Raw genomic sequence first — 13,771 nt, 5'->3', positions numbered from 1 at the left:
GGGGGCGCGGTCGGTCAGCCCGCCGGCCGCAACACCCGGCCGGGGCCGGCGGCGTTGTCGGCGACGGCCTGGCTGCGCTGTGTCCCGGTGACGCAGACGTCGTCGCCGAGGAACGCCTCGCGCCACACGTACCCGGCGACGCAGGTGTGCGGGCCGTACGGGCCACTGACCCAGCGGCTCGTGGCGACCGCGTTGTCCGCCAGCACCTGGGAGCGGGTCGTACCGCTGACGCAGACGTAGTCGGACTGGTCGGCGTCACGCCAGACGTACCCGCTGACGCAGGTGTTCGGGCCGGACACCAGGCGGGCCGGATTACGCCGGGACGGGGCGGCGGCGTTGTCCGCGGCGGCCTGGCTGCGCTGTGTCCCGGTGACGCAGACGTCGTCCCCGGCGTACGCCTCGCGCCACACGTACCCGGCGACGCAGGTGTGCGGGCCGTACGGGCCGTTCACCCAGCGGCTCGCGGCGGCGGCGTTGTCCGCCCACACCTGGCTGCGGGTGGCACCTGTGACACAGACGAGGTCGCCGGCACGGGCCTCGCGCCAGACGTACCCCTGCAGGCAGCGGTTGACCACGTCGGTGGTCACCGTCACCGACGCGGTGTTGCCGGAGAGCCAGTTCACGGCGATCTGCACACCGTTGGCGTTGAGCGACTGGGCCGGGCCGCCGCCGGGCCCGGTGCGCAGCAGGGTGGGGGTGCCGTTGCGGACCTCGTGCAGCAGCACGGTGTCGGCGGGGATGCCGGCGCTCCAGCCGGTCTTGCGGCGGAACTCGACGGTGTAGTAGCGGAACAGGTCGGCCGGGTCGAACGGGATCCGGATCAACTGCGTGCCGCTCGCGGCGGGCACCTCCAGCGGGGCCAGCGTGACGGTGCGCGAACCGACCCCGTCGGCGGCCATGGTGAGGATCCGGTTCTTCGGCAGCCAGCCCAACTCGTCGCGGTGCGGCCCGTTGAGCCCGACCGCGCTCGTGCCGTAGTTCGCGGTGGTGAACGCGTAGATGTTCATCGCGCTCATCTCGTCCCACGGGTCGTCGTACTCGCCCGGTTGGGACCAGGGCGCGTTCTGGTACGTCGTGTCGTTGGAGAACGAGTGACCCAGGTTGTAGCCGTGCAGCATCTCGTGCGCGGCGAAGCCGACGTTCCAGGCACCCGGGTCGAGCAGCACCCGGCCGCCGGCCGCGCCGGAATCCACCCAGTCGTTGAGCATGACCGCGATCCGGTTGCCGGCGGGCACCGCGTAGCCGGCGGTCGCCGCGGTGTCCACGCAGCGCTGGATCCGGGTCCATCTGTCGATCGACTGGAACTGCGCCAACGTGTACGGCATCGGGTACCAGCCCCGCACCACCGAGCCGGCCAGCGACACCCGCCCGCCGGACTGGTCGGCGAGGTAGTCCGCCACACCGCCGGTGCCGACCCCGGCCGCGGTGAGGAAGTTGGCGAAGTGCGACGGCGGTTGTGGCTCCGCCGGCTTGTCGCTGAACTTGCACAGCAGCACCGACCAGGCGGTGGCGTTGCGGATCGGGCTGGCCGACGCCGCCGAGGGCGGCAACGCCACCGCGCCCAGCACGGCGCAGCCGAGCGCCACGGCCGACGCGGCGACCCGACGGAGGATTCTGGACTTCACGCGCGCTCCCATCCCTGTGGCCCGGCCAACCCGGGCCCGGAGTCCACATCGGAGCACCGAGGGTGAGTGGATCGGCACGTTGAGTCGCGTAGGCGACGGGCCGGAATCCGACTGCGCGGAGCGTCGACGGCCTGCCGGACGGGTGATCGCCAAGCCCCGTGGCCCCGGCGATCACCCGTCGAGCGGCTACGCGATCCGACGCACCCGGCGGATGGCGAGGTAGAGCAGGAGCACGGCCAGGGCGACGAAGATGCCGGTCTCGATCCCCTGGAACAGCCAGAACCGGTCCGCCGGCTGGTACAGCTGCCAGTTGTACGCGCCCGGCTCAAGCCCCAGCTCGGCACCGCAGACCCGATCGTCCGGCCCCTTGCCGCCCGGCGGACACTGGATCCGGCCGCCCTCAGCGATCATCGTCCCGTCGGGGTTCCGGACGCCCTGGGTGAGGATCCAGTCCCCCCGGCTGATCTCCGGTGGGCCTTCCCCCTCGATCGGGAACGTCTGGGTCCGGGCCGGCTGGTAGTGCCGTCGGGCCAGCAGCTCCACCGCCGCCCGGACGCCGATGTAGCCGGCGAGGGTGATGCCCATGGCGGGCAGCATCCGCTTCCAGACGGTGCCGGCGAAGATGCCGAGCGCCACGGCGAACAGGGTGTACCCGATCGGGACGATCCCCTGCAGGTCGAAGACGATCATGCCGAACCGGCCCTCGTGCGCGGCCTTGGTGAGCGGGTCGACCCACCAGGACATGCCCAACCCGTAGACCGTCGCGAGGGCCAGGACGGCCGCGCCCACCAGACCGAACTTCACCAGGGCCCAGCGGGTCCGGCCGACGCCCTGGGTCCAGACGAACCGGTGCGTGCCGTGCTCCACCTCGCGGGCGACCAGCGGCGCGCCCCAGAAGAGGCCGACAAGGGCCGGCAGGGTGATCAGCAGTACGGCCACCAGACTGAGGCTGCCGTACTGGTTGCCGAAACGCCGATAGCCCGCGTCGCACGTCTCCCGGGTCGCCTGCGCCACGTCGGCGCGGGCGAGCTGGCTGGCGCAGTCGGTCAGCCCGAGGTCGCTGAAGGTGTTCCGCATGGCCAGGCCGATGGGCACCAGCAGGGCGGCGAGCGCCACGAGCCCCAGCAGGGTGTAGAGCGCCTGCTTGCGGTGTTGCCGCCAGGTCAGCCAGATCATGCTGCCACTCCCCACTCGCTGTGCCGGGTCTGCGTGGTGCCGTCGGCCAGGTAGGCCAGCACGACGTCCTCCAGGCTGACCTCGCGGACCGTCCAGGCCGGGTCGGTGACCGGGCCGTCGGTGCGGACCAGCAGCGTGGACTGCCGGTCGGTGTGGCTGGCCCGGACCACGGCGGCGACGCCCCCGATGACGCCGCCGTCGTGCCGGGGGCCGATCAGTTGCCGGTGTTCGGCGACCAGGTCGTCGACCGTGCCGGTGAGCTGCACCTGGGCGGAGTTGAGCACGATCAGGTAGTCGCAGACGCGTTCCAGGTCGGCCAGCAGGTGCGAGGAGAGCAGGACTGTGGTGCCGGACTCGGCGACGCTGCCCATCAGCGACTGGAGGAACTCCCGTCGGGCCAGGGGGTCGAGGCTGGCGACCGGTTCGTCGAGCAGCAGCAGCCGGGGCTGCTTGGCCAGCGCGAGGGCGAGCGCGACCTGGGCCCGTTGGCCGCCGGAGAGCTTGCCGACCGGACGGTCCGGGGGGATGCCGAGCTGCGCCAGTCGCTGGCGGGCCAGCATGGCGTCCCACCGCCTGTTCAGCTTGCCACCGGCGATGACCAGCTCGGCGGCGGTGAAGTCCCGGTACAGCGGGGTGTCCTGGGCGACGAACCCGATGTCGGCCAGGCCCTCCGTGTCGCCGTACGGGGATCTGCCGAACACCCGCACCTCGCCCGCGTCGGGCTTGAGCAACCCGACGGCCAGGTGCAGGAGCGTGCTCTTGCCCGCACCGTTCGGCCCGACCAGTGCGGCGATCCGGCCGGCCGGCAGGTGCAGCGAGCAGTCCCGCAACGCCCAGGTGCTGCCGTACCGCTTGCCCAGCCGGTCGGCCTCCAAGACCATGTCCATCCTCTGTTCCTCTCGATCCGCCTGCGTCCGCCGCCTCGCGGCGGCGCGGCGCTTGTTTCGGTGTCTGGTGGTTCGCTCGCCGCGCTCGCTCAGGCGGGCTCCTTCTGCGGGGCGTCGTCGGCGAGGGTGGCGCGCAGCGTGGTCTCCACCAGGGCGATGACGTCCTCGGCCGAGAGGCCCGCGTCCTGCGCGCGCTGCAACCAGGCGACCAGGTCCTCGCGGAGCTCGGCCTGGTTGGGCAGGGACGCGCCGGCCAGGGTGCGCTGCACAAAGGTGCCCACCCCGGGTCGGCCACCGACCAGACCCTCGATCTCCAGCTCCCGGTACGCCTTCAGCACCGTGTTCGGGTTGATCGCCAGTGACTGCGCGACGTCCCGGACCTTCGGCAACTGGTCGCCCGGCGTCAGCAGACCGACGCGCAGCGCCTGCTTCACCTGCTGCACGAGCTGCATGTAGGTGTTCACCTTCGACCGGCTGTCCAACACGAACTCGATCACTCGCGATGATCCTTCCTGTTGTCCTACGACAGTAGGACTAATAGACAGCTTCATCGGTGCCCTCGTCGCTGTCAAGCACGACGCGGCGCGTCGCGGCGGCCAGCTTCCGTGGTGGCGGCCCGGGTGCTGCGGACAGCCTGGAGGGGGTGCACGCCGGGCTCGCCAGAGCATCGGCACCGCGGCGGCTCTGCGGGTCGTCGCCGGTTGAGCTTCGCTGGCCACCCGTCCAGGTGCGGACGTCCGCACAAGCGTGATGCCGGTGAGTCATCTTGATGACTCACCGGCATCACACGTGTTGGCGACCCTGCCGCCGGCGACGGGCGGCCGGGCCGACGGCATACGCGGTCAGGTGCGGCGGCCCTCGTCGCGGGTGGAGATCACCTGGCGCTGTTCGAGGGCGTCGGCCGGGTTGGCGTCGGCCGGCAGCGACGTCACCTCCTCGAGCGTGCCCGCCGGGAGGGCGCCCTGCTCGGCCAGGTCCGCCTCGGACGCTTCCGGGTCGACGTCACCCGACACCCGGTCCGGCGGCCCGTAGTCGACGGCGTCCTGCCGTTGCTCGTGGGCGTCCGCCTCCGGGGGAGGAAACGTGTCGCCCTGATCATCTGAGTACGTGCTCATCGGAGCCTCCTGCCCGGCGGTTGTCGACATGCCGCCGGGCCGCTGCCTACCCCGCACCGCGAAACTCAGACCTGCCACCCGGTCACGATCCGCTGGCGCGGCAGTGCCCCCCGGTCGTGCCCCGGACCGTCGTCGGGGCGCCAAGATCCACGGGTGCCGGGCCGCCCGTGCAGCTCAGCGCGCCCACCTGGCCGCCGGCGAGGACGGGCGCCGACGCGGTGCCGGTCAGCGCCAGCGGCCCGGCGACCCGCGCTCCCACCACCGTGACGTGGTCGGTGGTGCCGGTCAGCGCCACCGCGCCGCGTACCTCGGTGTTCAGCAGCTCCACCACGGCGGCGCGGGAGGAGGCCAGGCTGCCGGCGATGGTGGATCCCTCGGCGACCAGGGCGGCGCCGGCCGCGACGGTGACCGGGCCGGCCACTGTCGCCGTGCGCAGGCAGGTGACGCCGTCGGTGACCGTCAGCGGGCCGGTGTGCCGGCCGGTGACCACGCGGCTGCAGGCCGGTGGTGGCGGGATCAGGGTGGCCACGAACGCGCGCGCGGCCCCGATGTTGCCGACCGCGTCGATGCCCCGGTAGTCGATGGTGTGCCGGCCGTACCCGGGGGACCGCTCGGTGAACGGGGACACCGACAGGCCGCCCGAGCCGAGGTTGCCGTAGACCAGGCCGTCCACGTCGGTGCCGGTGGCGGTGAACCGGAACGGCGACCGGGCGTCGGTGGGCCAGCCGTAGTAGTTGTGCCACCCGTCGCCGTCGAGCCGGAACTCGGCGGTGACCTGCCCGGCGCTGTCGTCCGTGCCGGTGAGCCCCATGGTGAAGGGGCCGTTGTACACGTACTCGGTGGGTCGGCCCGGCCGGGTCACGGTGAGCAGCGGCTCGGAGAGGGCGGACGTGACGTCGGGTCCGGTCGCGTCGACAGCCCAGGTGCGGGTCACCACCGCCCGGGTCACCGGGTCGCTGACCCGGGCGGTCAGCCGGTGGGTGCCGCGCGACAGCCGCAGAGCGCCCAACTGGACGTCCCGGTCGCTGCCCGTGTCGGCCACCGGCCGGCCGTCGAGCGACCAGCGCACGCGTGGGACCCGGTCGGTCGGCTGGCTGGTCCGCACGTACACCACGTCGCGGGCGCCGACCGGTCGGTCGGTCGCGGTGGAGTCGGTGATCGCGAGTGGCTGCGCCACCGGCGGGGTGCGCACACCGGTGTCCACCGTCCAGGTGCGGGTCTGGGTCAGCGAGGGTGCGCGGCGCACCGCCGGGTCGCGGACGAACTCCGTCGGGTCGGTCACCGTGGCCGTCACGGTGTGCCGGCCGGGCTTGAGGCGCAGCGTCCGCAGGTCCAGGTGGCGGGCGTTACCGGTACGCGGCACCGCCCGGCCGTCCACCGACCACGTCACGGTCAACGCGTGGCTCACCGGGTGCAGGGTGTCCACCCAGAGCAGCCGGTCCGGGCCGACCGGCTGGTCGGTGGCCGTGCCACCCTCGACGATGCCGACCCGGCCCGCGATCCGCTCGGTCAGCTGCTCCCGGCCGACCTGGTCGAAGTAGAAGCCCAGCGACTTCATCATCGAGTGCCGGCTGGGCCGCCACACCCCGCGTTGGAGGTACAGGCCGCCCTCGTAGCGGCCGATCGTGCCGCCCGCCTCGCTCGGCTCGCCCAGCCAGCGCCACCACTTGGCGCGGGTGTCGCGCATCTGCCGCTCGGTCAGCACCGTGTGGTGCGCCGAGTCCGGTTCCGGCCCCTCGTACGTGTCGCCGGGCACCCCACGGCCGTAGTAGTCGTACTCGTCCTGCAGGCCACCGAGCGAGTGCCCCAGCTCGTGCGGGCTGATCAGCGCGGAGAGCGCGTTGCCGCCGGAGGCGGTGGCGTTGCTGCCGCCCGCCCCACCGTAGGTGCCGCTGTTGGCCAGGGCGATCAGCTGCCGGTTGCCCGGGGTGGTGCCGACGGCCAGATCGGCGTACGCGTTCGCGGCGGCGCCGTCGACGGTGAGCAGGCGTTGCACGCTGGCCGGGTTGCAGCCACCCCAGAAACCCATGTCGAGGACGGTGTCGCGCTGCGGCGCGGACAGGCCGGGGTCGCAGTCCACCCCGGACTCGGGTGAGACGATCTCGACGGCGTAGACGTTGAAGTAACTGCGGTAGGACTTGAACGGCTCGATCGTCCACAGGGTGTTGAGGTGTCGGTCCACGTGTGACCGGAAGGCCGGCAGGTCGGCCTCGGTGTAGCCGTCGCCCAGCAGCACCAGGTTGAACCGTTTCGCCGGATCACCTGTCACCTGGATCGGCACCACCGTGGCGGCGTCCACCGGTGCGGCCGCGGCCGGTGTGGCGACCGCCAGCCCCGCCGCGACGAGCGCCGCGACGCACAACCCCGCTCTGATCCGCACCCCGCGCCCCTTCCGTCGTGCCGGGCGGCCGGACGGCGTCGGACGTCGGACCCGGCGGGGCGCCGTCGCCCGGGTCGGCCGTGACCGCGGTCACCTCGGACCGTACCGGGGTGCGGGCCGACACGTAAGCCCGCGCCGTCCCCGGCGCATCGTGGGGGCGGGGTGACCGTTCGGCTCGCGGGGTGACAGCACGTCGACGACGCGCGACTACCTCCGCCGCGCCGGCCACGCCGGTGGCCGGGATCGGCCAGGATGGGCAGGTGGCCGGTCTCGGCCGCGACGAGGAGGGTGGGCGATGCGGGTAAGCGGGCGGTTGACCTGGGGGCGGCGTACCCGTGCGGGTGTGGCGTCGGCGGCGCTGCTCGCCGCGGCGGTGGCGCCGGCCGTCGCGCTGACGCCGGCAGCGGCGGGTGCGGCGGCGGCCGGGACGCCCGTCTGCCAGGTGCGCGACGACCGGCTCCGGGAGCTCTCCGGCATGGTCGCCACCGACGACGGGTACGTCATGATCAACGACGGTGCCGACGACGAGGCCCGCCGCCGGATCTTCTTCCTCGACAAGCGTTGCAAGGTGGTCCGGGCGGTGGCCTACCCATCCCGCCCCCGCGACACCGAGGACCTGGCCATCGGCCGCGACGGCACGGTCTGGGTCGCCGACATCGGCGACAACGACCACTCCCGGGAAACGATCGCCCTCTGGCGGCTCGCTCCCGGGGCGGACGAGCCGGTGCTGCACCGGATGACGTACCCGGACCGCCCGCACGACGCGGAGGCGTTGCTGCTCGACGCGTCCGATCGGCCGGTGGTCGTCACGAAGGGCGGCAGCGGCACCGTCTTCCTGTACGCCCCGACCGCCGCGCTGCGGTCCGGGGCGACGACGCCGTTGGCCTCGGTCGGCCAGGTGACCCTGCCGACGACCAGCACCAGCAACCCGTTCTCGTTCCTCGGGCGCGGCGTGATCACCGGCGCGGCGAGCGCGCCGGACGGGCGCCGGGTGGTGCTGCGCAGTTACGCCGACGCGTTCGAGTACGACGTGCCCGACGGCGACGTGGTCCGCGCGCTGACCGCCGGCACCGCGCGGATCACCCCGTTGCCGGACGAACCCCAGGGCGAGTCGATCACCTACAGTCGCGACGGCCGCTCGTTGCTCACCGTCTCCGAGTCCGCCGACCAGCCACCCGGCACCCGTCCGACGATCCTGCGCTACCCGGCCACCGACGGACCGGCCACCGCCGCGCGCCCGACAGATTCCGCCGCTTCGGCGTTGCCCACCCTCGCCCGACCGATCGCCGAGGACACCACCGGCCCGGGCAACCGCACCTGGCTGGTGGCGGCCGGCGTCGGAACACTCGTGGCGCTGCTCGGGCTGGCCGGTGTGCTGCGGAGGAGGCACACGGCGCGCCGGTGACCCAACTCCGGCGGTGCGGCAGGATGGTGGGATGTCCGTGCTGTCCACGTTGCGTCACCCGATCGTCGCGGCCCCGATGGCGGGCGGCCCGTCCACGCCAGCGCTGGTGGCAGCCGTCTCCGCCGCCGGTGGGTTGGGCTTCCTGGCCGCCGGGATGATCGACACCGAGCGGTTGACCGCCGACATCGCGCAGGTTCGCGCGCGCACCGACCGGCCGTTCGGCGTCAACGTCTTCCTGCCCGACCCCGGCGGCGTCGACGAGGCCGCCGTCCGGGCGTACGCCGAACGGCTCGCCCCGCAGGCCGCCGCGCGCGGGGTGCGCCTGGGTGAGCCGGTCGGCGGGGACGACGCGTACCCGGAGAAGGTGGCCGCGCTGCTCGCGGACCCGGTCGGAGTCGTGTCCTTCGTGTTCGGGCTGCCCGAGCGGGCGGTGGTGGTCGCGCTGCGCGAGCGGGGCACCGAGGTGTGGGCCACCGTCACCCGCCCGGAGGCCGCGGCGGCCGCCGCCGACCTGGGCGTGGACGCGGTGGTGGTGCAGGGCACCGAGGCCGGCGGGCATCGCGGGGGTCTGCCGGACGACGACGACTACGCGCTGCTGCCCCTGCTGCGGCTGGCCGCCGCCCGCTGCGACCGGCCGCTGGTCGCGGCCGGCGGCATCGTCGACGGCCCCGCACTGGCCGCCGTGTTGGCCGCCGGCGCCGCCGCCGGGCAGCTCGGCACGGCCTTCCTGCGCTGTCCGGAGGCGGGCAGCTCGCCGATGCACCGCGCGGCGGTGGCCGGGACCACGCCGACGGCGCTGACCCGGTCGTACACCGGCAAGCGAGCCCGGGGAATGGCCAACGACTTCCTTCGCCAGCACGACGCGTCGGCGCCGACCGGTTACCCGCAGGTGCTGCACCTGACGCGTCCGCTGTTGGCCGCCGCCCGGCGCGACGGGGACGCGTCGGTCGCCAACCTGTGGGCGGGGCAGGCGCACCCCCTCGCGCGGGACCTGCCGGCGGCCGAGGTGGTCGCCGGGGTGAGTGCCGGTGCCCGAGCCGCGCTGGCGGCGGCGGTCGAGCGGTCGACGCGCTGGGGCTGACCGGCAGCCTCGGGCGGTCGGGACCGCCGGCCGGGAAACCCGTAGAGTCTCGCCGTGATCGAGATCGGTGCGCAGGTCGACCTGTCCCACCCGCCGGACCGGGTCTGGCGCGCACTGGCCGATCGGTCGCTGCTCGGACGGTGGTTCGCCGAGGCCGACACGGTCGAGGGTGTCGCGGACCGCCTGCTGCTGCACACGGCCGAGTTGCCCGGCTTCGAGGCCAACGTCGAGGTCGAGGTGACCGAGCGGCAGGAGCCGACACTGCTCGTGCTGGCCTGTGACGAGGCCGGCCGGCTCAGCGAGTTGACCTGCGCGGTCACGGCCACCAAGCAGGGCTGCCGGTTGGAGGTGCGGGAGGTCACGACGCACGGCGCGTGGTCCGCCGAGCAACACGACCCCCGCGAGCAGCAGTTGCGCCAGGCGCTCACCGTACGTCTGCCGGCGATCCTCGACTGGCTCGCGTTCCAGCAGGTCGACCTGCGCCGCGGCGACGGCGCGCTGACCGCCGAGCTGCCGCTGGTCGGCCCGCGCGGCGCGTCCGGCCGCACCCGCCGCCGACGTCGCACACTCGTCGTCGCGGTCGCCGGGGCCGTGCTGGTGGCGGGGACGGCGGCCTGGCTGACGTTGCCGCCGGAGTCGAAACCCGCCGCCGCACCGGCGCCGACAACCTCACCGTCGCCGTCCGTGACGGCCGGCAAGACCGCCGTCGCGCCGACGGCCACCCCCTCGGTGCGCCCCGCGCGGACCACCGCGTCGGCCACCACCCGCCCGAGCCAGACCCCGTCGGCGACGCCCTCGCCCACGCCCGAGTCCGCCGCGCCACCCCCGCCACCCCCACCACCGGCGGCCGTGGTGGCCCGGTACGAGACCGACTCCAGCCGACTGTTCGGCTACACGGGTGAGATCGTGGTCGACAACCCGGGCGGCGCACCGGTGGCGGACTGGGCCGTGGTGGTCACCCTCGGCGAGGGCACCACGCTCGACGATGTCGACGGCGCGAACTGGCGACAGGACGGGCGGACGATCACCTTCACCGGAGCCGCCGTGGCGGCCGGGGGATCCCAGACGATCAGCTTCGACGTCCGCGACAGCCGGCCGAAGGCCCGGGGCCCGGAGAGCTGCGTGATCGGCGGGCAACCCTGCGCGGGCCTCTGACCAGGCCGTGTGTCGAAGTCCTCGGCCGGCCAGGGGCTTTGACACACGCACGCCCTAGGCTGCCGTCATGGCACTGCTGCACAAGGCGACCCTGCGCCCCACGAAGCTCGAACTGCTGGCGATCTGGCTCCCCGACCGACCCTGGTACACCGGGCCCGCCGCTGCCGAGGTGGTGAGCCGAGGGGCCTACCGCTTCGACGATCCGGCCGGCGAGGTCGGCATCGAGACGATACTGGTCGGGGCTCCCGACGGGCCGGTCCACCACGTTCCGCTCACCTACCGAGCCGCACCCCTCGACGGTGCGGACACCTGGTTGGTCGGCACCACCGAGCACTCGGTGCTGGGCCGGCGCTGGGTGTACGACGGCTGCGTCGACGAGGTGTACGCTGCCGCGCTCGCCCACGCCATCCGCACCGGCTCCGGCCAGGCGGAGCAGTACTTCGAGGTGGACGGTCGGCGTGAGGTGCGCGAGCCGAGTGTGACGGTCACCGTCAGCGGCGCCGGGAACACCGACGCGGCACCGGTCGGCGCCGTGCGCCGGGTGGTCGACGAGGACACCACGCTCGTCGTCACCGACTCCGTCGAGTTGGTCGTCGTCCGTCGCCCCGGCGCTGTCGACGCCGCCGGTGCTGCCCTGCTCGGCAGCTGGGACGGGCAGCCGACGAGCGTGCCGCTGGCGTACGTCCGGACCCGCTGACGGTGCGGTGGGCGGCCCGACTCGTCGAGCCGCCCACCGCGTTCACCACTGCGCCGGAGGCGGGGGCGGCGACACGGGCGGCCGGTCGTCGCAGGTGATGGTGTTGGGCAGCAGCCACGGCGCGAGCCACCCGCCGTCGTTGCCGCCGAGGTCGGTCAGCGTGAACTCCGAACCGGCCGGGGTGAAGTGGAACGAACCGCAGTTGTTGACCGCCACCGCACCCACGTTGCGGGCGTCCACGTTGGCGAACGACGCCGACCCGGCCGAGCGGGCACTGACCACCGACGTGCCGGTGCCGTCGACCCGGACGTCCCGGAACCGCACGTTGGAGATCGAGTAGAGGTCCTTCACCGGCCAGTCGCTGACCAGCATGATCGCGTTGTAGGTGCTGTCGAGGTACGCGTCGCCGGTCACCTCGACGGCCGCCTCGATGCTGCGGTCCAGGGCGAAGACCCAGATCGCGCCGAGCCCGATGTTCCAGTTCAGCTCGTACGTGCCGGCGCGGGCGGTGGTGTTGTTGGTGAACCGCAGGTGCCCGGTGAACGGCTCGGCGCCGAAGCGGGCACCGGCGTGTAGACCGCTGCCCTCGCGGACCGGGTCGGCGACCAGGTTGTGCGAGACGGTGGTGTCGGTGCCGCCGTAGATGGCGATGCCGTTGGCCAGCGTCGGTGACTGCACGGTGTTGTGGTCGAACGTGTTGCGCGCGTTGGCCGTCTTCTCCGACCACATCGCCAGACCGTCGTCGCCGGTGTTGCGGACGAAGTTCTGCGCCACCAGGGAGTCGGTGACGCCGGTGTGGAAGTTGAGCGCGTCGGCGATCTGGTCGACGACGATGTTGTTGGTGACGCGGACGTTGCGCATCGGCCCGTCGAACCACAGGCCGGCCTTGGTGTGGTGCAGGTAGAGGCCGTCGATCGTGGAGTCGCTCATCGCACCGCCGATGGCGTTGACCTGGTCGGTGTCGATGCGCTCCCGGACGTCCCCCTCGATCGCGAAGCCGGACAGGTGCACGTTGTGGCTGCCGCCGTCGGCGGCGTCGCGGCCGTAGAACCCGACGCCGGTGTGCACCGAACCGTCCGGCGCGGGGGTCGGCAGGGCGACCTCGCGGCCCTTGATGGTCGTGTACCAGTTGCCGGCGCCCTCGATCGTCACGTCGTCGACGATGATGTGCCGGTTGACCTGGTAGGTGCCCGGCGGGACGTACACCGTGAGGTGGGCGCGTCGGGCGAAGGCGATGGCCCGGTCCAGTGCGTCGGCGGAGTCCCGCCGGCCGGTGGGGTCGGCGCCGAACGCGAGCACGTTCGCCGCGAGCAGTCGGACGTGCGGCGGCGCGACCAGCTCGGAGTCGAGCAGGTCGATGACGGTCCAGGCGGCGGCGCTGCCGGTCGGTGCGGTCAGGCGGATCGTGTCACCGGCCCGGTAGGTGCGTCCGAGCAGCAGCCGCTGCTCGTCGTAGAAGTGGGTGGGCCGAAACGGCGTGCTGATGACCGGGGTCGGCGTGGTGACCGCCGGCACGCACTGGCACTCGGTGATCCACCAGTCCGGGTGCAGCAGCCCGGCCGACGGGTCGTTGGTGAACGGGTACTGGTTGTAGAGCCACGAGTACTGCGAGGTGAGGGTCATGGTGCGCAGGTGCTTGCCGTTGACGGCGACCCGCAGCGGCGCGGTGATCCCACCACCCTGTGGCGCGTCCGGGATGCTGTACCGCACGGTGATGCCGTTGGCCGCGCTGGGCAGGACGAACTCCACGTACTCGCCGGGGGTGAGCCGGACCGCCCGGCGACCGGAGGCCTCCGCGGGCAGTGTGTAGGCGGACCGGTCGGGGCCGATGACCTCGCCGTTGGTGCGGGCGTTCTCCGCCTCCTGCTCGACGAAGTCGACGTCGGCGCCGCGCCCGGCGACAAGCGCCGGGTCGAGGGCGGCGCGGGTGACCACCGGCCGCGCGGCGGCGGACGCGGATGGACCGGCGACGGCCACGGCGGGTCCGGCGACCAGCACGGCGAGGCCGGCCGCGAGCGCGACGGCGGCGCCGGTGGGCCGGCCGGGTCGTCCCCGTGCGGACAGGATGCTGCGAATCATCGGTGACCCTCCTGGGTGGGTGGTGGTGGAGGTCCGCCCGGCGCTTCCCCGACGCCCGACATTGATCGCCATGATGCAGCACCGGACATCGCTCTGCAAGACGACAATCGAAGCACGAAAATAGACGACTATTAAGCCGCAAGAAATGGACGATTGGCGAGTTGAGGTGTC

Annotated in this window: 11 protein-coding genes; 4 read left to right on the top strand and 7 right to left on the bottom strand. The window is 73.3% G+C overall.

The genetic code is table 11. From position 1 onward, the window contains the following. Positions 1-14 precede the first annotated feature (14 nt). From AB0B14_RS19275 to AB0B14_RS19250, 6 genes are all read right to left on the bottom strand, one after another. Positions 15-1,625 (bottom strand): hypothetical protein, encoded by a 1,611-nt coding sequence (locus tag AB0B14_RS19275; protein ID WP_357523325.1) that lies wholly within the window; start codon positions 1,623-1,625, stop codon positions 15-17. A 186-nt stretch (positions 1,626-1,811) separates the two neighbouring features. Then, a complete protein-coding gene (locus AB0B14_RS19270) occupies positions 1,812-2,801 on the bottom strand; it encodes a transporter (protein ID WP_357065376.1) in 990 nt (329 codons plus the stop codon). Beyond that, positions 2,798-3,688: an ABC transporter ATP-binding protein gene (locus tag AB0B14_RS19265; protein ID WP_357523323.1), complete on the bottom strand. Its 891-nt coding sequence runs from the start codon at positions 3,686-3,688 to the stop codon at positions 2,798-2,800. Before AB0B14_RS19265 ends, AB0B14_RS19270 begins: the two co-directional genes overlap by 4 nt. 89 nt (positions 3,689-3,777) lie before the next feature. After that, positions 3,778-4,185 carry a GntR family transcriptional regulator gene (locus AB0B14_RS19260; protein ID WP_357065379.1) on the bottom strand — a complete coding sequence of 136 codons (408 nt, stop codon included), beginning with the start codon at positions 4,183-4,185 and terminating at the stop codon, positions 3,778-3,780. A gap of 345 nt (positions 4,186-4,530) precedes the next feature. Beyond that, positions 4,531-4,803, bottom strand: coding sequence for a hypothetical protein (locus AB0B14_RS19255; RefSeq protein ID WP_357523321.1), 273 nt, complete (start codon positions 4,801-4,803; stop codon positions 4,531-4,533). A gap of 82 nt (positions 4,804-4,885) precedes the next feature. Then, positions 4,886-7,183, bottom strand: a complete 2,298-nt coding sequence (locus tag AB0B14_RS19250) for a M64 family metallopeptidase (RefSeq protein ID WP_357523319.1) — start codon at positions 7,181-7,183, stop codon at positions 4,886-4,888. 295 nt (positions 7,184-7,478) lie between these two features. Here AB0B14_RS19250 and AB0B14_RS19245 point away from each other — a divergent pair, with 295 nt between their 5' ends. From AB0B14_RS19245 to AB0B14_RS19230, 4 genes are all read left to right on the top strand, one after another. After that, complete coding sequence (locus AB0B14_RS19245) at positions 7,479-8,588, top strand: hypothetical protein (RefSeq protein ID WP_357523318.1); 1,110 nt, start codon at positions 7,479-7,481, stop codon at positions 8,586-8,588. 31 nt (positions 8,589-8,619) lie between these two features. After that, positions 8,620-9,669 (top strand): nitronate monooxygenase, encoded by a 1,050-nt coding sequence (locus tag AB0B14_RS19240; RefSeq protein WP_357065387.1) that lies wholly within the window; start codon positions 8,620-8,622, stop codon positions 9,667-9,669. A 54-nt stretch (positions 9,670-9,723) separates the two neighbouring features. Then, positions 9,724-10,824 (top strand): SRPBCC family protein, encoded by a 1,101-nt coding sequence (locus tag AB0B14_RS19235; RefSeq protein ID WP_357065388.1) that lies wholly within the window; start codon positions 9,724-9,726, stop codon positions 10,822-10,824. A 67-nt stretch (positions 10,825-10,891) separates the two neighbouring features. Then, entirely contained in the window at positions 10,892-11,521 is a 630-nt protein-coding gene (locus AB0B14_RS19230; protein WP_357065390.1) for a hypothetical protein, read from the top strand. 42 nt (positions 11,522-11,563) lie between these two features. On the opposite strand, the gene AB0B14_RS19225 is transcribed toward AB0B14_RS19230, so the two are convergent. Then, complete coding sequence (locus AB0B14_RS19225; RefSeq protein ID WP_357523317.1) at positions 11,564-13,600, bottom strand: glycosyl hydrolase family 28-related protein; 2,037 nt, start codon at positions 13,598-13,600, stop codon at positions 11,564-11,566. Positions 13,601-13,771: the final 171 nt, after the last annotated feature.

The organism is Micromonospora sp. NPDC049171 (genome assembly GCF_040648275.1).
GTDB lineage: Bacteria > Actinomycetota > Actinomycetes > Mycobacteriales > Micromonosporaceae > Micromonospora.
Note: the sequence above shows the minus strand (reverse complement) of the source record. Positions and strands in the feature narration are given on the sequence as shown.

What these genes read in the sequence shown, in the direction of transcription:
- AB0B14_RS19225 (WP_357523317.1), bottom strand. Translation starts at nt 13,600, where the DNA reads ATGATTCGCAGCATCCTGTCCGCACGGGGACGACCCGGCCGGCCCACC.
- AB0B14_RS19255 (WP_357523321.1), bottom strand. Translation starts at nt 4,803, where the DNA reads ATGAGCACGTACTCAGATGATCAGGGCGACACGTTTCCTCCCCCGGAG.
- AB0B14_RS19230 (WP_357065390.1), top strand. Translation starts at nt 10,892, where the DNA reads ATGGCACTGCTGCACAAGGCGACCCTGCGCCCCACGAAGCTCGAACTG.
- AB0B14_RS19270 (WP_357065376.1), bottom strand. Translation starts at nt 2,801, where the DNA reads ATGATCTGGCTGACCTGGCGGCAACACCGCAAGCAGGCGCTCTACACC.
- AB0B14_RS19240 (WP_357065387.1), top strand. Translation starts at nt 8,620, where the DNA reads ATGTCCGTGCTGTCCACGTTGCGTCACCCGATCGTCGCGGCCCCGATG.
- AB0B14_RS19265 (WP_357523323.1), bottom strand. Translation starts at nt 3,688, where the DNA reads ATGGACATGGTCTTGGAGGCCGACCGGCTGGGCAAGCGGTACGGCAGC.
- AB0B14_RS19245 (WP_357523318.1), top strand. Translation starts at nt 7,479, where the DNA reads ATGCGGGTAAGCGGGCGGTTGACCTGGGGGCGGCGTACCCGTGCGGGT.